The following is a 20,223-nucleotide window of genomic DNA, read 5'->3' on the forward strand; positions in this document are numbered from 1 at the left end:
CGCGTGACTCAGGCCGACGTCAGCGTGCTCTGATCCTCGTCCGTGTCGCCGACTCCGCCACCGGGAACCACGTCGCTCGGGAGGGGTGGCACGCGGGTGGCGCGCACGTAGACGGTGTCACCGTCGCGTAGCGCCAGGGCTTCGGCGTCGCCGCGGGTGATCTGGGCGGTAAACGGGCCGCCGGTGGCCGCGCTGGTCAGTTCCACGCGGACCTCGAAGCCCAGTGTGACCACCCGATCCACGGTCGCGCGCACCACCCCGATGGACTCGGCCGTGGCATCGGCGGTGGCCACCGCCATGTCGGGCTTGCGGCCCACCCGTATGTCATGCGGGCGCACCAGCGCGCCGTTGAGCTCGGACACCGCACCAAGGAAGGACATCACGAAAGAACTCGCCGGGGAGTCATAGACGTCGGTGGGCGAGCCGACCTGCTCGATGCGGCCCTTGTTGAGCACCGCGATCCGATCGGCCACATCCAGCGCCTCCTGCTGATCGTGGGTCACCAACACCGTGGTCACATGCACCTCGTCATGCAACCGGCGCAACCACGCCCGCAAATCCTCACGCACCTTGGCATCCAGCGCCCCGAACGGCTCATCGAGCAACAACACCTGCGGATCGACCGCCAGCGCCCGCGCCAACGCCATGCGCTGACGCTGACCCCCGGAGAGCTGATTGGGATAGCGGGTCTGAAACCCACTGAGCCCCACCACCTCCAACAGGTTGTCCACCTTCTCCTTGACCTCGGCCTTGGGCCGCTTGCGGATCTTCAACCCATAAGCCACGTTGTCACGCACCGTCAGGTGCTTGAACGCCGCATAATGCTGAAACACAAACCCGATACCGCGCCGCTGCGGCGGCACCCCCGTCACATCACGCCCATTGATCGTCACCGTGCCGCTATCCGGGTGATCCAGCCCCGCAATCGCGCGCAACAACGTCGACTTGCCCGACCCACTGGGACCCAACAACGCCGTCAACGACCCCTTGGGCACCACAAAATCCACATGATCCAGCGCCACAAAATCGCCATAACGCTTATAGGCGTCCCGCACCGTGATCGCGTGCTCGCGGCGCTCGGTCGGGTTGTCTGTCATCTGCGAGTCTCCTTGTCAGGCTTGCTTGGTCGCTCGTGCCCGGCGGACGTCGAGAACCAGCTGGAAGATGAGGACCAGCACGGCCACCCCCATCAGCAGCGTCGAGAGCGCGTAGGCGCCGTATTCGGCCCCGCGGTTGTACCGGTCCGCGACCAGCAGCGTCAGCGTTTGCGACTTTCCCGGCAGGTTGGACGACACGATGATCACCGCGCCGAATTCGCCGAGCGTGCGCGCGACGGTCAGCACGATGCCGTAGGTCAGTCCCCACCGGATGGACGGCAGCGTGATCCGCCAAAACGTCTGCCACCAACTCGAACCCAGGGTGGCCGCCGCCTCCTCCTGGTCGGTTCCCAACTCGTGCAGCACCGGCTCCACCTCGCGCACCACGAACGGCAGCGTGACGAAGATGCTGGCCAGCACGATGCCCGGTAGCCCGAAGATGATCTTGAGGCCGAGGTTGTTTTCGACGAACCCGAAGGCGCCGCCCGCCCCCCACAGCAGGATCAACGCCACACCGACGATGACGGGCGAGACCGCGAACGGCAGGTCGATGACCGCCTGCAGCACGCCCTTACCGCGAAAACGGTTGCGCGCCAGCACCAGCGCGGTCGGAATCCCGAAAACCACGTTGAGCGGCACCACGATGGCCACCACCAGCAGCGTCAGATTCAGCGCAGACACCGCCGCCGGCGTGCTCACCCAGTCGAAGAATTGACCGATCCCGGGCCGAAACGTCCGCCACAGGATCAGCGAAACGGGAACGACGAGCAACACCAAGACGTACGCGAGCCCGAGGAATCGGATGAGGTAGCGAGACCTCGTCGACGACGCCGTCATCAATCCAACTCCTCGCGTTTGGCCGCGCGCCCGCCCACGAGCCGTAGGACGAACAGCACGACGAAGGAAATAGCGAGCAGCACAATGGATATCGCGGCGGCACCGGTGCGGTCGTCGTTCTCGATCAGCGTGCGTATCCACTGGGAGGACACTTCGGTCTTGCCCGGCACCGCGCCGCCGATCAGCACCACCGAACCGAATTCGCCGATCGCTCGCGAGAACGCCAGGCCCGCACCGGATAACAGGGCCGGGGTCAGCGACGGCAGCACCACCGAGGTGAAGATCTTCGGGCCACTGGCTCCCAGCGACGCGGCCGCCTCCTCGGTTTCGCGATCGATCTCCAGCAGCACCGGCTGGACGGCGCGCACCACGAACGGCAGCGTGACGAAGGCCAGCGCCACCGCCACGCCCCACGCGGTGTGCTGCAGGTGCAGCCCCACCGGGCTGTTGTTTCCGTACAGGGCCAGCATCACCAGGCTGGCGACGATGGTCGGCAGCGCGAACGGCAGGTCGATGATGGCGTCGACGAGCCGCTTGCCGAAGAAGTCGTCGCGCACCAGCATCCACGCGATCACCAGCCCGAAGATCAGGTTGACCGCCGTCACCCCGGCGGAGATGGTGAGCGTCACCCGGAACGATTCCAACGCGGCGTTCGACGTGACGGCGAGCCAGAATGCGTGCCAGCCGCCGCCGGCGGCCTGCCACGCGATGGCCGCCAGTGGCAGCAGCACGATCACCGACAGCCACAGCGTCGCCACGCCGACCCGCAACGATGTGGTGCCCGCTCCGCGGGGGCGCCAGGTGACCCGGGCGGGATCCGGCGTAACGGTGGCCGTCATCCGGTGGCCTTCGTGTAGATCTTGGTGATGCTGCCGGTGTTCTTGTCGAAAAGCTGCGGGTCCACCGTGCCCCAGCCGCCGAGTTGGGCGATCGTCCACAGCTTCGCCGGTGCGGGGAACTGGTCCCGGAAATCGGCGGCGACGGCGGGGTCGACCGGCCGGAAGCCCGCCTGGGCCCACACCTTCTGCGCCGCCACGGTGTATTGGAAGTTCTTGAACGCGACGGCGGCGTCCAGGTGCGGGCTGGTGGTCACCACCGCCAGCGGATTCTCGATCTTGAACGTCTGCGGCGGGTTGACGTGCTCGACCGGCTTGCCCGTCCGCTCGGTCGCGATGGCCTCGTTCTCGTAGCTGATCAACACGTCACCGCTGCCCTGGACGAAGACGTCGGTGGCTTCCCGGCCCGAGCCGGGACGCAGTTTCACGTGTTCGCTCACCAACTTATGGATGAAGTCGATGCCGGCCTGACCGTTGGCGCCGCCCTCACTCTTGACGGCGTACGGGGCGAGCAAATTCCATTTGGCCGACCCCGAACTCAGCGGGCTCGGCGTGATGACCTCGATGCCGGGCCGCAGCAGGTCATCCCAGTCCTTGATGTTCTTCGGATTGCCCTTGCGCACCACCAGCGAGACCACCGACCCGAACGGGATTCCTTTGGTGGCGTCGGTGTTCCAGTCCTTGGAAACCTTGCCCGCCTTGACCAACCGGGTGACGTCGGGCTCGACCGAGAAGTTGACGAGGTCGGCCGGCTTGCCCTCGGCCACGCCGCGGGACTGGTCCCCGGAGGCACCGTACGAGGTGATCACCTGGATGCCCTTGCCCTCCTCGGAGGCGTTGAAGGCGGGAATCACCTTGCTCCAACCGGGTTCTGGGGCCGAATAGGCGACCAGGGTGAGACTCGCATGCGCGTTGCTGGGGCCGCTGCCGCCAACGACGTCGCTGGGGCCGCCCTGGCAGGCGGCGACGACACCGACGATCAGCGCGAGTAAGACGACAGGCCGCCAGCGCGCAGGGCTGCCGATGTCGGTGAGCATTGGTGGCCTTTCATTGCTGTTCAAGCGGGACGACTTTCGGGATCCCGTTGTAGCGGAAAGGCGATACGACTTCAGGAGAGTCGACGACTCCTACCAAACCGCGCACGGGTGGGAGTCAGCGACAACAGTGCACAACGACGGCGCATTCCACGACGCCGGTTGCCATGTGCATGTCGCGAAGCCTAACAGGAATTCGCCGGGCCGCCACCGCGCGCCGGCTTCAGCGTCAGTGCGTCGCTAGCCATGTGACGATCACCAGCACCACCAGCGTGACCAGAATCAATGTCACGTGCGACCGAGGCATGCGCGTTACCCGGGCGCCCCATCGGCGTGCCGAAGGCGGCGCATCAACTTGATGCCCCTTCCGAGCAGGCGGTCCAGCAGGCCGGCCGTGACGTAGGCCACCGCCAAAACGACGGGCATCACGATCATGGCTTGCAGCACAAACGCGAGGCCCGAGAGCCACAGCTCGTTGCCGTCCCACCAATTCAGGAACCCGCCCACCCGGCTCACACTATTCGCCACGGCACCCCGACACCTAATGGAAACATTGGACGCCGGGCAGGTTGACAGTCGATGATGTCGGCATGGTCCTGCACGCCCAACCCGCCGACCAGCCGGCCGACGGCGCTCCCGCGGAGGCACCCCTGGAAGCGTTCGAGGCGCCTCCCGAAACGGCGCTGGCTTCGCCGATCGATTTCAGCGCGCCCGCGCCGCTCGCGCCCAGCACGTCGCTGCGGAACCCGTTTCCGCCGATCGCCGACTACTCGTTCCTCTCCGACTGGGAGACGACGTGCCTGATCTCCCCCGCCGGGTCGGTCGAATGGCTGTGCGTGCCCCGACCCGACTCCCCCAGTGTGTTCGGCGCGATCCTGGACCGTAGCGCCGGCCACTTCCGGCTGGGCCCCTACGGCGTCTCGGTGCCGTCGGCGCGCCGCTACCTGCCGGGCAGCCTGATCATGGAGACCACCTGGCAAACCCATACCGGGTGGCTGATCGTGCGTGACGCGCTGGTGATGGGCCCGTGGCACGACATCGAGCGCCGCTCGCGAACCCATCGCCGCACCCCGATGGACTGGGACGCCGAGCACATCCTGCTGCGCACGGTTCGCTGCGTCAGCGGCACGGTCGAGCTGATGATGAGCTGCGAGCCGGCCTTCGACTACCATCGCGTCGGCGTCAGCTGGGAGTACTCGGCCAACGCCTACGGCGAGGCCATCGCGCGCGCCAGCAAACAGCCCGACGCGCACCCGACGCTGCGGCTGACCACCAACCTGCGTATTGGGCTGGAGGGCCGGGAAGCGCGGGCGCGCACCCGGATGAAAGAGGGCGACGACGTGTTCGTCGCCCTGAGCTGGACGAAGCACCCGGCGCCGCAGACCTACGAAGAGGCCGCCGACAAGATGTGGCAGACCACCGAGTGCTGGCGGCAGTGGATCAACATCGGCAACTTCCCCGACCACCCGTGGCGCGCCTACCTGCAGCGCAGCGCGCTCACGCTGAAGGGTCTGACGTATTCGCCGACCGGCGCGCTGCTGGCCGCCAGCACCACGTCGTTGCCCGAGACGCCGCACGGCGAACGCAACTGGGACTATCGCTATGCCTGGGTCCGCGACTCGACGTTCGCGCTGTGGGGCCTCTACACGCTGGGGCTCGACCGCGAGGCCGACGACTTCTTCGCCTTCATCGCCGACGTTTCCGGCGCCAACAGCAACGAGCGCCACCCGCTGCAGGTGATGTATGGCGTCGGCGGCGAGCGCAGCCTGGTCGAAGAGGAGCTGCACCATCTCTCCGGTTACGACCACGCTCGGCCGGTGCGGATCGGCAACGGCGCCTACGACCAGGTTCAGCACGATATCTGGGGCTCGATCCTGGACTCGTTCTACCTGCACGCCAAGTCGCGCGAGCAGATCCCGGAGACCCTCTGGCCGGTGCTGAAGAAGCAGGTGGAAGAGGCGATCAAGCACTGGCGCGAGCCCGACCGCGGAATCTGGGAGGTGCGCGGGGAGCCGCAGCATTTCACGTCGTCGAAGGTGATGTGCTGGGTGGCGCTCGACCGCGGGTCCAAGCTCGCCGAGCGGCAGGGCGAGAAGAGCTACGCCCAGCAGTGGCGGGCCATCGCCGAGGAGATCAAGAACGACATCCTCGAGCACGGCGTGGACTCCCGCGGCGTGTTCACCCAGCGCTACGGCAGCGACGCGCTGGACGCCTCGCTGCTGCTGGTGGTGCTGACCCGGTTCCTGCCGCCCGACGACCCGCGTGTCCGCAACACCGTGCTGGCGATCGCCAACGAACTCACCGAGGAAGGCCTGGTGCTGCGCTACCGGGTCGAGCAGACCGACGACGGGCTGTCCGGCGAGGAGGGCACGTTCACGATCTGCTCCTTCTGGTTGGTGTCCGCGCTGGTCGAGATCGGCGAGGTGAATCGCGCCAAGCGGCTGTGCGAGCGGCTGCTGTCCTATGCCAGCCCGCTGCACCTCTACGCCGAGGAGATCGAGCCGCGCACCGGGCGGCACCTGGGCAACTTCCCGCAGGCGTTCACCCACCTGGCCCTGATCAACGCCGTGGTCCACGTCATCCGGGCCGAGGAGGAGGCCGACGGTTCGGGGACGTTCCAGCCGGCCAACGCGCCGGTATAGCACACCGCGTCAGATCAGCGCGCCGATCTTCTCCATCATCGCCCGCGCGAGGTCGGTGGCCGCGTTGTCGAAATCGCTTGGTCCACGGCGCGAGCCGCTCGCGGAATTGAAGAAGTCGACCTCCACCTCGATGAGGCAATTGCCCCGGAGGCCGATGGCACGCCCCGCCGGGATCGTTTCCGAATCGTTCTCCGCGTCCCTCGATGTCCATCCCGTCGAAACGGTCGCCGCCAGAACGGAACTGGAAACCTGGACGTCGCTGATTTTGCCCCTGAGCCGGAATACGCTGCCGGGCAGGGATGTCGTCGCGCCATCGCATTGCCGCCATTGCCGAGAAAACGCCGCGAAAAGCGCGTTGGCATCAGCGGCCGTCGGCAGGCTGACCACGCCCTCTTGCACACCGGTCACCTCGGCGGGCAATGCGGCGTGCCGCCACGTCTCGACCGCGACCTCCTCGACCTCGCTGGCTGGGTAGACGTTTTGCTGCAGCATTGCCCCGACGCCCAGACACTCGTCCGGCAGGGCCGATCCAGCGTCCTGCAACTGCTCGGAGCCACCGAATCGTGGCGGAACCCGAGGGTCGATGTCCAAGGACTGCTTGAGGATTCGCGATAGCGTCCTGGTGCCGAGCAACGCGTGGTCGACGCTCTGCCCGGTGAGCGATCGGGGCGTCGGGCCGGGCATCGGCTTGGCCGCGCCGTCCACGCGTGGGGCGCACCCGGCGGCCAGAGTCACGGCGGTCAGCGACACGGCGAGCAACCGAATGCTTTTCCCAAGCCACCCCGGAAACACGGCCCACGTAGTCCTTATCCGTCTCGCCTGAACTTCTGCTTGCCCGCAGTTTAAGTTCGGGGTCGACGCTGGCGCCGCAAGCAGTACCGAAGGCACAGCCGAAATCCAGTAATGTCTCAGGCTCTCGCGAGGTCGACGCCTCAGCTCAGCGCGCCGACGTTGTCCAGGATGGCGTGCGCGATGTCGACGGCACGGGCCCGTGGATCGGCGCCGCGCTCGGACGGCTGCGTGTTACCGAAGAAGGCGACCTCGACCTCGACCAGGCAATTGCCGCGGACACCGAGTGCACGCCCCGACGGGAGCGACGCCGAATCCGTGCTGCGTGAGGCAAACCCCATCGAAATGTCGGCCGCCACAACCGAATCCGCGGTCTGAACGTTTGCGATCGTGGCCTTGAGCCGGAAAACCGTGCCGGACAAGGGCATCGTTGTGGCATCACATTGCTGCCACTGCCGGGCGAATTTGTCGAACAGCGCCTGGGCGTCCGCGGGGCTGGGCAGGCTGACCACGCCCTCCTGCACGTTGGTCACCTCAACGGACTTGGGCGCGTGCCGCCAGGTTTGCACCGCGACGTGGCGCACCTCGCTGGATTGATAGATGGCTCGCTGCAACATGGACGCGACGCCCAGGCAGTCGCCGGGCGAGAGCCACCCGTCGTCCAGCAACGCGTCCGGGCCGCCGAACCGCGGCCGGAAGTGCGGGTCAATCTTGAAGGACTGGTTGAGGATTCGCGACAACGCCCGGTGACCGAGTAGTACCTGCTTGATGGTTTGCCCGTGCAGCGATCGCGGCGCCATGCCCGGAGCCCGGCGGGCCGTGCCGTCGACAACGGCGGCGCAGCCGGCGGTCGACATCACGAGCAGCAGCGCCGCCACGCTGCACCAGCGCCGTGCCAGGCGCGTGGGACATCGTCGCTGTGATTTACCTCTCATATGCGCTTCATTCATCTTTCGGCTCCTTTTAGTTCACCGAAAGTTTACTTTTGGGGAACCCCGGGGCGCAGTAAGACACACCGAAGCCTCAGCGGGAAGGCAGCAATGTCTCAGGCCGCGATAAGGGGCGGCGTCAGCTCAGGGCGCTGACCTTGTCCATCATCGCGCGCGCGACGTCGATGCCGCTGGCGTCCAGGTTGCCCGATCCCGGGTCCGACGGGCGCCGGTCGCCGAAGAAGACCACCTCCACCTCGACGAGGCAGTTCAACTGCACCCCAATGGCTCGCGCCTGTGGCGTGGGCCGTAGCGGTGGCATGTTGGGCAGCACCGACGTCGCGGTATTGGTCGCCGCGACAATGGTTTTGGAGGCATCCGGCACGCGGACGTCGCTGATGACGTTGGTCGTGCTGATCGGGCCGTTTTGCTCCGTCGTCGTGGCGCCGTTGCACTGCTGCCACTGCTGCGAGAATTGCGCGAACAGGGCCTGGGCCTGCGCCGCGGAGGGCAGGGCCACCACACCCTCGATGACGCTGATCACTTGCGCCGGATCGCCGTTGTTCCACCACGCCTGCGACGCAACGTCTTTGACGTCCGCGGATTGGTAGACGCTTTTCTGCAGCATCGCCGTCACGCCGAGACAATTGGCCGGCGATACCGTTTCGTCCTTCTGGCTCAGCGCGTCGGGACCGCCGAACTCGACCGGCTTGCGGGTGGCGAAGGGCTGGTTGAGCATCCGCGACAGGGCGTCACCGTCGAGCAGGACGCGCCTGACGGTGTCGCCGGAAAGCGGTCGCGGCTTCAGATTCGGCGCCGGCTTCGCCGTGCCATCCACAACCCCGCCGCAGCCCGCGGCCAACGCGGCGACCAACATCAAGGCCGTCGCGGGCCCAACTATTCGCACGGCTACTTCTTACCCTTGTCCCCGGCGGCGTCGGTGGACAGTGCGGCAACGAACGCCTCCTGCGGCACCTCGACCCGGCCGATCGTCTTCATCCGCTTCTTGCCTTCCTTCTGCTTTTCCAGAAGTTTGCGTTTGCGGGTGATGTCACCGCCGTAGCACTTGGACAGCACGTCCTTGCGGATCGCCCGGATATTCTCGCGCGCAATGATTTTCGATCCGATCGCCGCCTGCACCGGCACCTCGAACTGCTGGCGCGGGATCAGCTCCTTGAGCTTGGTGGTCATTTTGTTGCCGTACGCGTACGCCGAATCCTTGTGCACGATCGCGCTGAACGCGTCGACGGCCTCGCCCTGCAGCAGGATGTCGACCTTGACCAGTTCGGCCTCCTGCTCGCCCGCCTCCTCATAGTCGAGGCTGGCATAGCCGCGGGTGCGCGACTTCAGGGAATCGAAGAAGTCGAAGATGATCTCGCCGAGCGGCATGGTGTAGCGCAATTCCACCCGCTCGGGCGACAGGTAATCCATGCCGCCGAGCTCGCCGCGCCGAGATTGGCAGAGCTCCATGATGGTGCCGATGAACTCGCTGGGCGCGATGATGGTGGTCTTGACCACGGGTTCGTAGACGATGCGGACCTTGCCCTCCGGCCAGTCGGACGGGTTGGTCACCACGATCTCCGTGTCGTCCTCTTTGACGACCCGGTAGACGACGTTGGGCGATGTCGAAATCAGGTCCAGGTCGAATTCGCGCTCCAGGCGCTCGCGGGTGATCTCCATGTGCAGCAGACCCAGGAAGCCGCAGCGGAAACCGAAGCCCAGCGCCACCGACGTCTCCGGCTCGTAGGTCAGGGCGGCGTCGTTGAGCTGCAGCCTGTCCAGGGCGTCGCGCAGATCCGGGTAGTCCGAGCCGTCGACGGGATACAGCCCCGAGTAGACCATCGGCTTGGGTTCGCGGTAGCCCGTCAGCGCCTCGGTGGCGCCGTGGCGGGCGGTCGTCACCGTGTCACCGACCTTGGACTGCCGGACGTCCTTCACGCCCGTGATCAGGTAGCCCACCTCCCCCACACCGAGGCCCTCGCTGGGCTTGGGTTCCGGCGAGACGATGCCGACCTCGAGCAGTTCATGGGTGGCGCCGGTGGACATCATCGCGATGCGCTCCCGCGGGGTGATCTTGCCGTCCACCACGCGCACGTAAGTGACCACGCCGCGGTAGATGTCGTAGACGGAGTCGAAGATCATCGCGCGGGTGGGCGCGTCGGCGTCGCCCTCGGGCGGCGGGACCTCACGTACGACGTGATCGAGCAGGTCGGCGACGCCCTCCCCGGTCTTGCCGGACACCCGCAGCACATCCCCGGCCTCGCAGCCGATGATGTGGGCGATCTCGCCCGCGTAGCGGTCGGGGTCGGCGGCCGGCAGGTCGATCTTGTTGAGCACCGGGATGATGTGCAGGTCACGGTCCAGCGCCAGGTACAGGTTGGCCAGGGTCTGCGCCTCGATGCCCTGGGCGGCGTCCACCAGCAGGACCGCGCCCTCGCAGGCCTCCAGCGCGCGCGACACCTCATAGGTGAAGTCGACGTGACCCGGGGTGTCGATCAGGTGCAGGACGTAATCTTGGTCCCCGACCTTCCAGGGCAGCCGCACGTTCTGCGCCTTGATGGTGATCCCGCGCTCCCGCTCGATGTCCATCCTGTCGAGGTACTGGGCGCGCATCGACCGCTCGTCGACGACGCCGGTGAGCTGAAGCATCCGGTCCGCCAGCGTCGACTTGCCGTGGTCGATGTGAGCGATGATGCAGAAATTCCGAATCTGCGCCGGCGGGGTGAAGGTCTTGTCGGCGAAACTGCTGATGGGAATCTCCTGGTCTGGGCCTGCTCGCGGCCGCCTGAGCGGTATGTCCAGGGTATCTGTGCGGGGTCGTCGGGACCTACTTGGACACATTCGCACCCGGCCGCCCGCGGTTATGCTGCGAATATGGCGTCTCCCCGGAAATCCCAATGGAAGACGCTGCAGCGGTTCGCCCGAAATGTGGTGATCTACGCGCAGACTGCCCAGGTCGTCGCGCGCGAACTCGAGCGCGCCGTGAAGATCACCGCGAACGTCATCGCCGCCGCCGCACCACAGTCACCGGCCGAGATCGCGGCGGGGCGCCCGGTGACCAGCACCAGTTTTCCCACCGCCCAGCGGGCGCGAAAGCTGGTCTACGCGCCCGACCTCGACGGCCGGGCCGATCCCGGCGAGATCGTCTGGACGTGGGTGGCCTACGAGGACGATCCGACGCGGGGCAAGGATCGACCAGTGCTGGTCGTGGGCCGTGACCGCCGCGTCCTGCTCGGGCTGATGGTGTCCAGCCAGGAGCGCCACGCCGGTGATCGCGACTGGGTCGGGATCGGGGCCGGCGCCTGGGATTACGAGGGCCGGGCAAGCTGGGTTCGCCTGGACCGAGTGCTCGACGTGCCCGAGGAGGGCATTCGCCGCGAGGGCGCGATCCTGGATCGCGAAATCTTCGACGTCGTCGCCGCCCGGCTACGGGCGGACTACGCCTGGAGCTAGGCCCGGTCAGCCCTGCGTGATGTAGGACTGCAGCTGCTGCTGCTCGGCCTCGAGCTCCTCCATGCGGGTCTTCACCACGTCACCGATGCTGACGATGCCGATCAGCTTCTTGCCGTCCAGCACCGGCACGTGGCGCACCCGGTTCTTCGTCATCAGCACGCTCAACGAATCGACCGTGTCGGATTTCGTGCAGCTGGCGACGTTGGCGGTCATGATCTTCGAGATCGGCCGCGAGAGCACGCTGGCGCCGTGGGTGTGCAGTTGGCGCACGACGTCGCGCTCCGAGACGATGCCGACGACGCCCTCGTCGCCGACCACCACCATGGCGCCGATGTTCTGCTCGGCGAGGCCGGCGAGCAGCTCCTTGACGGTCGCGTCGGGGTTGATCGTCACCACCGCCGCGCCCTTGTTCCGCAAGACGTCCGCAATCCGCATCAAGGCCTCCAGCCGGTTGTGATCCGCTTCACATCAGGCTACGGCTAACTCGCCCGGCGGGAAAGCCAACACGAAAAGCGGTAACCGCGGGCTCCCATACCCTCGGATTCCACGCCCAAACCCGACGGTGAAATACCCCTGTGGATGCGTCGGGCTTGCAAGGATGAACCCATGATCGAGATCACCCTGCTGGGCACCGGAAGCCCCATCCCCGACCCGAACCGCGCCGGACCGTCGACCCTGGTGCGAGCCGGCGGGCAGGTGTTCCTGGTGGATTGCGGGCGTGGGGTGCTGCAGCGCGCGGCGGCGGTCGGCGTGGGCGCCGCCGGGTTGTCGGCGCTGCTGCTCACCCACCTGCACAGCGACCACATCGGCGAGCTGGGCGACCTCCTGATCACCCGTTGGATCACCACCTTCGCGCCCGATCCCGCGCCGCTGCCGATCATCGGGCCGCCCGGCACCGCCGAGACCGTGGCGGCGACGCTGAAGGCATTCGGCCACGACATCGGTTACCGGATCGCCCATCACGCCGATCTGAACGCGCCGCCGGCGGTCGAGGTGCACGAATGCACCGAGGGCGCGGTGTGGGACCGCGACGGGGTGTCGATCCGGGTCGGGCCGACCGACCACCGGCCGGTGGCGCCGACCATCGGCTTCCGCATCGAATCCGGCGGCGCGTCGGTGGTGCTGGCCGGAGACACGGTCCCCTGCGCCGGTCTGGACGAACTGGCAAGCGGCGCAGACGCATTGGTGCACACCGTGATCCGCAAGGACATCGTCGTCAACATACCGCAGCAGCGGATCCAAGACATCTGTGATTACCACTCCTCGGTGGAGGAGGCGGCGACGACCGCGGAGCGAGCGGGCGTGGGCACCCTGGTGATGACGCACTACGTGCCGGCGCCGGTGCCCGGGCAGGAGGAGCAGTGGCGCGCACTGGCCGCCACCAAATTTGGCGGCCGCATCGAGCTCGGCGACGACCTGCACCGCGTCGAGGTCAGCCCGCGGGCGTAGCCGTCATTCAACGAATGTCGTTGCGGCGCAACGGTAGTAACACGCCCGCCAGCACCAGCCAGGCCAGGCCCGAGACCCGCGCGATGGGCACGATAGCGCCGAGTTCGGGCCACACCAGCACCAGCGTCGCCGACTCGGCCAGGGCCGCGATCGCCAGGCCGGCCCAGGCCACCGGGCGCGGCGTCAACCCCAAGACGAGGCTGGCCACCGCCATGCCCGCCACCAGCAGCCCCAGCGCCACGATGTGGCCCGGGCCGCCGAGGAGAAACACCAGGAAGTAGACGGCGCGGACCAACGCGGCGTCGGCGCTGACGTCCGGCCTCGACAGCGTCCAGGCCAGCAAACCGGTGAGGCCCAGGGCTCCTGCCGCCAGGATGCCGCCCGCGAGCGCGATCGTGGCCCCCGGGGCGCCGAGTTGCCGCAACCCGGCGCTGGCCGTCGCCGCGTAGATTGCCAGCGGCACCGACGACGCGAACACCGCGGTGGCGATCACTTGAATGGCGAGCGGCTCGGCGCGGACGTACGCGGTGACGGCGGACGCTTGCCCGTACGGCAGCGGCATCACGCCGCCCAGCGCGATACCGATGGCGATCCCGCCGAGAAGCACGCCGAGACAAAGCGCGGAAAGCCATAGCAGGGGCCGCAGGTTTCGGCCTGCCGGTGAATCGTTCATGACCTGAACGCTAGGCCAGCCGGGTGATCTCCACGACCACGTCGAGGTCAGTCGCGCCCTCGCCCGAATAGATGCCCTTCAGCGGGGACACGTCGGTGTAGTCGCGGCCGACGCCCACGCTGACGTACTGCTCGTTGATCTCGCTCTCATTGGTCGGGTCGTAATTCCACCAGGAGCCGATCCAGGCCTGCAACCAGGCGTGGCTGCGGCCGTCCACGGTGTCGCCGACGACGGCGTCTTTTTTCGGATGCAGATATCCGGACACATAGCGCGCGGGAATTCCCATGCCGCGCAACAGCATCAGCGAAAGGTGAACGAAGTCCTGACAGACACCCTTGCCCGCGTGCAGCGCCTCGAGGCCCGACGTGTGCACGCCGGTGGTGCCCGGCAGATAGTCCAGCTCCTCGTGCACGAACTTGGCCGCGGCGACAACCGCTTCGGCGGGCTCCTCCCCTTTGGCAAGCCGCTTGTAGATGGGCCGCAGCCGTTTGGGATCCGGGGTGTGGTCGGTCGGAGTCAGAAATTCGTCGAAGCGATCGATCACCGCCTCGGATTCCAGGTCGTCCCAGCGGACATCGGTTTCCGGTGGCTCCGGCTGCTCGGTTTCCACGACCGAAGACGACGTGACCGTCAGATCGGTGTGCGGGGCATGCAGGTCGAATGCCGTGACGGCGGTGCCCCAGTAATCGGTGAAACGGTAGGACCGGGTCGCCGGGATGGTTTCCACCCGGTTGAGGATGACGTTTTGCCGGGTATCCGATTGTGGGGTCAGCCGGGCCTCGTTGTAGGACGCCGTGACCGCCGATTGGTAGGCAAATCCGGTTGTATGCACCACCCGTAGCCGCCACATCAGGTGTCTCCGTTGCGTGCAACCAGCTCGGCACTGTGGCCGGCATCCGACCAAGCCACCCACGGCGTGACGTGAAAGTACTGCTGCGCCAACGCCTCTCCGACGTCGTAGCACGTCTTCTGCAGGGCGGCCAGGCGCGTCTCGAGCGTGTCGAGCAATACCCCGGGCGGCATGAACTCCAGTTCGCTGCGCGCCTGCCCGAGCAGTCGCTGCGCTTCGACGGTGGCCCCCACCCGACTCTGTGGGTTGTGCACCAGCTCTTCGATGCTGTGTTCGGCCAGCCGCAGCGAGTAGAACACCGATCGAGGGAACAGTCGGTCGAGCAACATGAACTCGACCACTCGACCGGCGTCCAGCGCGCCGCGGTAGGTACGCAGATAGGTGTCGTGCGCGCCGGCCGAACGCAACAGCGTCACCCACGCCGGCGAGGACGCACTGTCGCCCACCCGCGACAGCAGGAGCCGCACCGTCATGTCGACGCGCTCGATCGCGCGGCCCAGCACCATGAAGCGGTATCCGTCGTCACGAGACAAGGTGGAGTCGGCCAGGCCGGCGAACATCGCCGCCCGGCCCTCGATGAACGACAGAAATTCATGCGGCCCGAGGCGTTTGGCAGCGCGTTGGCGTTCGGGTAAGGCGTTGTAGGTGGTGTTGAGGCACTCCCAGATCTCGATGGAGGTCACTTCCCGCGCCGACTTCGCGTTCTCACGCGCCGCCGTGATCGCCTCGACGATCGACGTGCCGCCACGGTCGTCGGTGTTGTAGGCCACCAGATCCGTCAGCGACCAGACGTCCAATTCGTCGTCGGGGGCCTCGACGCCGAGCACCCGCAACAACACCCGTGATGCCTGGTCGGGATCGACGCTCGAATCTTCCAGCAATTGATGGAGCGCCACGTCCAGAATCCGTGCGGTGTCGTCCGCCCGCTCGACGTAGCGACCGATCCAATAGAGCGCTTCGGCGTTGCGGGCCAACATCAGTGGACCACCCCTCGCTGCTGGTGTTGCTCTTGTTGCTGTTTGTGCTTCTTCTTCGGCGGTGCGGACTCGCGGGGGTGGTCGCCGTTCGACTGCTGCTGAGTCGAATTGTCAACGCTCGCCTTTGATTTCGGCAGCGAACGCACCACCTCGGCGGCCCCCAGCTCGCGGTCGGCCGCCGACGCGCGCGACGACGCCAGCACCCACGTGTCTTTCGAGCCACCCCCTTGGCTGGAGTTCACCACCCGCGAGCCCTCCTCCAGCGCCACCCGCGTTAGACCGCCCGGCAACACCCAGACCTCGTCACCGTCGTTGACCGCAAACGGACGCAGGTCGACGTACCGCGGAGCCAGCGAGCTGTCGATCTGCGTCGGCACCGTCGACAGCTCCATCATCGGCTGCGCGATCCAGCTGCGCGGATCGTCGCGGATCTTCTTGCTAACGGCGGCCAACTCCTTTTCGGAGGCGTCAGGCCCGAACACGATTCCGTACCCGCCGGACCCCTCGACCGGCTTGATGACCAACTCGTTGACCCGGTCGAGCACCTCCTCGCGTTCGTCGGCGAGCCAGCAACGGAAGGTCTCCACGTTGGCCAGCAACGGTTTCTCACCCAGGTAGTACTCGATCATGGTGGGCACGTAGGTGTAGACGAGCTTGTCGTCCCCGACGCCATTGCCGATCGCGCTGGAGATGACGACGTTGCCGGCGCGCGCGGCATTGACCAGACCGGCGACCCCGAGCACCGAGTCAGCACGGAACTGCAGCGGGTCCAGGAAGATGTCGTCGATGCGCCGGTAGATGACGTCCACCTGGGTTTCGCCCTCGGTGGTGCGCATGTAGACCTGGTTGTCCCGGCAAAAGAGGTCGCGCCCCTCGACGAGCTCGACGCCCATCTGCCGGGCCAGCAGCGAATGCTCGAAATAGGCCGAGTTGTAGACGCCAGGGGTCAGCACCACGACGGTCGGGTCGGCCTCGTTGGTGGCCGCGGAGTTGCGCAGCGCGCGCAGCAGGTGCGAGGCGTAGTCGTCGACGGCGCGCACCCGGTGGGTCGCGAACAGGTTGGGGAAGACCCGCGCCATGGTGCGCCGGTTTTCCATCACGTAGGACACCCCTGACGGCGAGCGCAGGTTGTCCTCGAGCACCCGCCAGGTGCCCTTCTCGTCCTTGATCAGGTCGATGCCGGCTACGTGGATGCGCACGCCGTTGGGCGGGACGATGCCGAATGCCTGTCGGTGAAAGTGTTCACAGGACGTGATCAGCCGGCGCGGGATGACGCCGTCATTCAGGATCTCCTGATCGCCGTAGATGTCGTCCAGGTACATCTCGAGGGCCTTGACGCGCTGGATGATGCCGCGCTCCAGCCGAGTCCATTCGGCCGCCGAGATCACCCGCGGCACCAGGTCGAGCGGGAACGGTCGCTCCTGGCCGGACAGGGAGAAGGTGATGCCCTGGTCGATGAAGGCACGGGCCAGCGCTTCGGAGCGGGCTTCCAGGTCTGAGGCGTCCGACGGCACCAGCTCGGCGTAGATGCCCTTGTACGGGCCGCGGACATTGCCCTGGGCGTCGAACATCTCGTCGAAGGCCAGCGCGTAGGCGTCCGACGTCAGGTTGTAGCCGCTGAAAATCCGTTCGAAGCGCACCTCAGAACGCTTGGCACCGCGGGATCCACGCCTGGTTTTCTCCAGTTGAAAACTCACTTTTCAGATGCTGCCTCACATCGACATTCTGGCAGGCCACGGGTTCCCGTTTTGGGAGAAAACGTAACCGACTGATAACCTGGGCAGTCGCTATTGGGTGTGGGGCGCCCCCCGAAAAGTACCGCAAACACCGATTCGTAGAAGGAACTCACGCGTGGCCAACATCAAGTCGCAGCAGAAGCGCATCAAGACCAACGAGCGCGCCCGGCTTCGCAACAAGTCGGTGAAGTCCTCGCTGCGTACCGCCGTCCGCGCGTTCCGGGAGGCCGCCGACGGCGGCGACAAAGAGAAGGCCGCGGAGCTGCTGGTCTCGACCAACCGCAAGCTGGACAAGGCGGCCAGCAAGGGCGTGATCCACAAGAACCAGGCCGCCAACAGGAAGTCGGCGCTGGCGCGGGCCCTCAACAAGATCTGAGCACCGGGCCGCAGAAGCCTGTCAGTGGCCCCGGTCGGCCACCAATTCGGCGACCTGCCTGACCGCCGATTCCAGCGCGTAGTCCGCGTCGGCGACGGCCCCCTTCACGTTGGCGTTGAGTTCCGCCACCACTTTCATCGCGACCGCAACCGTCTCGCGCGTCCAGCGCCGGGCCTGCTTCTGGGCTTTCTGCACGCGCCACGGCGGCATGCCCAGCTGCGACGCCAGGCGGTAGGGGTCGCCGGACAGCGGACCCACCCGGCCGATGGTGTGCACGGCCTCGGCCAGCGCGTCGGCCAGCACCACCAGCGGTTCGCCGCGCATCATCGCCCAGCGCAGCGCCTCGGTGGCCCCCGCGACGTCGCCGGTGACCGCCTTGTCGGCGATGTCGAAGCCCTTCACCTCCGCCTTCCCGCTGTGGTAGCGGCGCACCGCGGCGGCGCTGACGTCACCGGCGGTGTCGGCGACGAGTTGTGAACACGCGGCGGCCAGCTCGCGCACGTCGGAGCCGACGGCGTCCAGCAGAGCCGTCACGGTCTCCTCGTCGACCTTGACCCGCAGCGCGCGGAACTCCTTGCGGATGAAGTCGACGCGCTCGCTGAGCTTGGCGATCCGGGCGCACGGATGCACCTCGGCGCCCAGCGACTGCAGCTCGGTGGCCAGCGCCTTGGCGCGCCCGCCGCCCGAATGCACCACCACCAGCACCGTGCCCGAAGGAACGTCGGCGGCGGCCCCGGCGATGACCGCGGCCGCTTCTTTGCCCGCTTCGGCGGCCGCTTCCAGCACGACGATGCGCTCGTCGGCGAACAGCGACGGGCTCAGCAGCTCGGCGAGTTCGTAGGTGCCGACGTCGCCGGCCCGCATCCGGCTCACCGGGACGTCATCGGTACCGGCGCGCTCGCGCGCCGACCGCAGCACGTCGGCCACCGCCCGCTCGACCAGCAGCTCTTCGTCCCCCAACACCAGGTGCAGGTGTGCAACATCGCTCACCCCACGATGGTGTCACGACCCGGCGACGACCCCCGACAGCGACCAGCCGAGCGCGCACACCGCGACCGCTCCCCCGGCCCATCCGACCGCCCGGCGAAACCAGCGCCACCGCCAGAGCAGCCGGGCCACCAGAAGCACCGACACCGTGCCCGCGGCGACCAGCGCCACACCGGGCGCACCGGCCGGCACGGGCAGCGTCGCCGCGGGCGCGCCGGCCGACCACCTCGCCACGTGCAGGACCCACCACAGTTCGGGGCCGGTGAAACGGATCAACAACTGCGCCCCGGCGGGCCACGCCACGCACAGCAGGGCCGCCGCGCTGCCGAGCACCGTGATCGGCGCGATCATGGGCGCGACCGCGAGGTTGGCCGCCACGGCGACGAGGCTGACCCGGCCCGAGATGCCGGCGACGAGCGGGGCGGTCACCATGTGCGCGGCGCACGCGACGGCGAGCGCGTCGGCCAGCGGCTTGGGCCAGCCCCTGTCGACCAGGCGCCGCGACCAGGCCGGCGCGATGACGATCAGCGCGGCCGTCGCCAGCACGGACAGCCCGAAGCCCACGTCGACGGCGAGCTGCGGAGCGAGCGCCAGCAACATCAGCACCGCGGCCGACAGGGCCGGAATCGCCTGGCGCCGACGCGACGACAGCACGCCCGTCAGCGCGATGGCGGCCATCACGGCGGCCCGCAGCACGCTGGCCGTCGGCTGCACGACGATGACGAACGCCACCAGCGCCACCGCGGCGAGAGCGACTGCGGCGCGCGGGCCGATCAACCGCGCCGAGAACAGCACGGCCCCGCACACGATCGTGACGTTGGCCCCCGACACCGCGGTCAGGTGCGTCATGCCCGCCGCGCGAAAGTCGCGGCTGGTCTGCCCGGTGACAGCCGAGGTGTCACCGAGAACCAGGGCGGGCAGCATCGCGGCCTCGTCGGCGGTCAGGGTCTCGCGGGCGGCGACGGCGAGCCTGCCGCGCACGGCGTGGGCGGCGCGCTGCACGGCACCGGCGGTGCCCATCGTCGGACGGCCCGACGCGTTGAGCACCGCGACCGTCAGGTCACGGCGGCCCGGACGGCTGATGCGTGCGGTGAACCGCACGGGCTGGCCCACCGTGAGGTCGCCGAAGTCCGATGCCCGCGCGAAGACGACCACCCGGCCGGACATCCTGTCGTCGCGCAGGCGCTGCAGGGTGGCGCGAAACATCAGCCGGCCCGGGCCCAGGGGCAGCGCGCTCTCGGTGGGGCTGACCGTCACCGGGGCGGCCGTACCGAACGCCGCGGTGATCGGGTGGCGAGCGACCGCGTCGGTGCGCAGCGCTATCGCCAGCCCGTACCCTGCGCCCACCACGCCGACCGCCACCAGGCCGGCGCCGAGCGTCCGCAGCGGCCGGGCGCGGGCCGGCCCGCGCGCCGCGTAGCACGCCAGCGCCGCCGCCACGCCGAGCAGCACGACGCAGCAGCACGCGGCCGCGCGTCCGATCGGCCACCAGATCCCGCCGGCGGTGACCACCCAGGCGGTGAGCGCGGCGGGGACCAGGCGCACATCGAGGCGCGCC

General features: G+C 67.8%; 19 protein-coding genes and 1 pseudogene. 4 read left to right on the top strand and 16 right to left on the bottom strand.

The genetic code is table 11. From position 1 onward, the window contains the following. Positions 1-8: 8 nt before the first annotated feature. The 5 genes from AC5Y5E_RS29220 to AC5Y5E_RS29240 all read right to left on the bottom strand — a co-directional run bounded on the left by AC5Y5E_RS29220 (position 9) and on the right by AC5Y5E_RS29240 (position 4,311). Complete coding sequence (locus AC5Y5E_RS29220; protein ID WP_499907322.1) at positions 9-1,097, bottom strand: sulfate/molybdate ABC transporter ATP-binding protein; 1,089 nt, start codon at positions 1,095-1,097, stop codon at positions 9-11. 15 nt (positions 1,098-1,112) lie between these two features. Further along, positions 1,113-1,934, bottom strand: a complete 822-nt coding sequence (gene cysW, locus AC5Y5E_RS29225; RefSeq protein WP_499907324.1) for a sulfate ABC transporter permease subunit CysW — start codon at positions 1,932-1,934, stop codon at positions 1,113-1,115. Next, on the bottom strand, positions 1,934-2,773 hold the full coding sequence (gene cysT / locus AC5Y5E_RS29230; RefSeq protein WP_499907326.1) for a sulfate ABC transporter permease subunit CysT: 840 nt from the start codon (positions 2,771-2,773) through the stop codon (positions 1,934-1,936). The genes cysW and cysT overlap by 1 nt, the downstream gene beginning before the upstream one ends. Next, complete coding sequence (locus AC5Y5E_RS29235; protein ID WP_499907327.1) at positions 2,770-3,807, bottom strand: sulfate ABC transporter substrate-binding protein; 1,038 nt, start codon at positions 3,805-3,807, stop codon at positions 2,770-2,772. The genes cysT and AC5Y5E_RS29235 overlap by 4 nt, the downstream gene beginning before the upstream one ends. 309 nt (positions 3,808-4,116) lie before the next feature. After that, positions 4,117-4,311 (bottom strand): hypothetical protein, encoded by a 195-nt coding sequence (locus AC5Y5E_RS29240; RefSeq protein ID WP_499907520.1) that lies wholly within the window; start codon positions 4,309-4,311, stop codon positions 4,117-4,119. An 83-nt stretch (positions 4,312-4,394) separates the two neighbouring features. Between AC5Y5E_RS29240 and AC5Y5E_RS29245 the strand changes: the two genes are divergently transcribed. Further along, positions 4,395-6,446 carry a glycoside hydrolase family 15 protein gene (locus AC5Y5E_RS29245; RefSeq protein ID WP_499907329.1) on the top strand — a complete coding sequence of 684 codons (2,052 nt, stop codon included), beginning with the start codon at positions 4,395-4,397 and terminating at the stop codon, positions 6,444-6,446. A gap of 9 nt (positions 6,447-6,455) precedes the next feature. On the opposite strand, the gene AC5Y5E_RS29250 is transcribed toward AC5Y5E_RS29245, so the two are convergent. From AC5Y5E_RS29250 to lepA, 4 genes and pseudogenes are all read right to left on the bottom strand, one after another. Continuing rightward, complete coding sequence (locus AC5Y5E_RS29250) at positions 6,456-7,151, bottom strand: sensor domain-containing protein (protein ID WP_499907331.1); 696 nt, start codon at positions 7,149-7,151, stop codon at positions 6,456-6,458. Between the two features lie 227 nt (positions 7,152-7,378). Continuing rightward, on the bottom strand, positions 7,379-8,113 hold the full coding sequence (locus AC5Y5E_RS29255; protein WP_499907333.1) for a sensor domain-containing protein: 735 nt from the start codon (positions 8,111-8,113) through the stop codon (positions 7,379-7,381). A gap of 190 nt (positions 8,114-8,303) precedes the next feature. Continuing rightward, the gene (locus AC5Y5E_RS29260) at positions 8,304-9,071 is read right to left on the bottom strand and encodes a sensor domain-containing protein (protein WP_499907334.1); all 768 of its coding nucleotides are present in this window, start codon (positions 9,069-9,071) and stop codon (positions 8,304-8,306) included. Between the two features lie 2 nt (positions 9,072-9,073). After that, positions 9,074-11,057: pseudogene (gene lepA, locus AC5Y5E_RS29265) on the bottom strand (translation elongation factor 4). Here lepA and AC5Y5E_RS29270 point away from each other — a divergent pair. Next, positions 11,039-11,617 (top strand): type II toxin-antitoxin system PemK/MazF family toxin, encoded by a 579-nt coding sequence (locus AC5Y5E_RS29270; RefSeq protein WP_499907336.1) that lies wholly within the window; start codon positions 11,039-11,041, stop codon positions 11,615-11,617. The pseudogene lepA and the gene AC5Y5E_RS29270 sit on opposite strands and share 19 nt — an antisense overlap. 6 nt (positions 11,618-11,623) lie before the next feature. On the opposite strand, the gene AC5Y5E_RS29275 is transcribed toward AC5Y5E_RS29270, so the two are convergent. After that, positions 11,624-12,052: a CBS domain-containing protein gene (locus AC5Y5E_RS29275; RefSeq protein WP_499907338.1), complete on the bottom strand. Its 429-nt coding sequence runs from the start codon at positions 12,050-12,052 to the stop codon at positions 11,624-11,626. 171 nt (positions 12,053-12,223) lie between these two features. Here AC5Y5E_RS29275 and AC5Y5E_RS29280 point away from each other — a divergent pair, with 171 nt between their 5' ends. Beyond that, positions 12,224-13,066, top strand: coding sequence for a ribonuclease Z (locus AC5Y5E_RS29280; protein ID WP_499907340.1), 843 nt, complete (start codon positions 12,224-12,226; stop codon positions 13,064-13,066). Positions 13,067-13,073: 7 nt separating this feature from the next. Here the strand turns inward: AC5Y5E_RS29280 and AC5Y5E_RS29285 are convergent, their stop codons facing one another. Genes AC5Y5E_RS29285 through AC5Y5E_RS29300 form a run of 4 tightly spaced genes read right to left on the bottom strand, consistent with a single transcriptional unit; the run spans position 13,074 to position 17,263 of the window. Then, positions 13,074-13,739, bottom strand: coding sequence for a hypothetical protein (locus AC5Y5E_RS29285; RefSeq protein WP_499907342.1), 666 nt, complete (start codon positions 13,737-13,739; stop codon positions 13,074-13,076). A gap of 10 nt (positions 13,740-13,749) precedes the next feature. Then, a complete protein-coding gene (locus AC5Y5E_RS29290; RefSeq protein WP_499907344.1) occupies positions 13,750-14,589 on the bottom strand; it encodes a transglutaminase family protein in 840 nt (279 codons plus the stop codon). Continuing rightward, positions 14,589-15,566, bottom strand: coding sequence for an alpha-E domain-containing protein (locus AC5Y5E_RS29295; RefSeq protein ID WP_499907346.1), 978 nt, complete (start codon positions 15,564-15,566; stop codon positions 14,589-14,591). Before AC5Y5E_RS29295 ends, AC5Y5E_RS29290 begins: the two co-directional genes overlap by 1 nt. Further along, positions 15,566-17,263, bottom strand: coding sequence for a circularly permuted type 2 ATP-grasp protein (locus AC5Y5E_RS29300; protein ID WP_499907348.1), 1,698 nt, complete (start codon positions 17,261-17,263; stop codon positions 15,566-15,568). The genes AC5Y5E_RS29295 and AC5Y5E_RS29300 overlap by 1 nt, the downstream gene beginning before the upstream one ends. Positions 17,264-17,417: 154 nt before the next feature. Between AC5Y5E_RS29300 and rpsT the strand changes: the two genes are divergently transcribed. Beyond that, positions 17,418-17,678, top strand: coding sequence for a 30S ribosomal protein S20 (gene rpsT / locus AC5Y5E_RS29305; RefSeq protein ID WP_499907350.1), 261 nt, complete (start codon positions 17,418-17,420; stop codon positions 17,676-17,678). A 21-nt stretch (positions 17,679-17,699) separates the two neighbouring features. Here the strand turns inward: rpsT and holA are convergent, their stop codons facing one another. Both holA and AC5Y5E_RS29315 read right to left on the bottom strand, forming a co-directional pair. Then, the gene (gene holA, locus AC5Y5E_RS29310) at positions 17,700-18,650 is read right to left on the bottom strand and encodes a DNA polymerase III subunit delta (RefSeq protein ID WP_499907521.1); all 951 of its coding nucleotides are present in this window, start codon (positions 18,648-18,650) and stop codon (positions 17,700-17,702) included. Positions 18,651-18,680: 30 nt separating this feature from the next. Beyond that, positions 18,681-20,210, bottom strand: a complete 1,530-nt coding sequence (locus AC5Y5E_RS29315) for a ComEC/Rec2 family competence protein (RefSeq protein ID WP_499907523.1) — start codon at positions 20,208-20,210, stop codon at positions 18,681-18,683. Positions 20,211-20,223 lie beyond the last annotated feature (13 nt).

The organism is Mycobacterium sp. NGS54 (genome assembly GCF_059812465.1).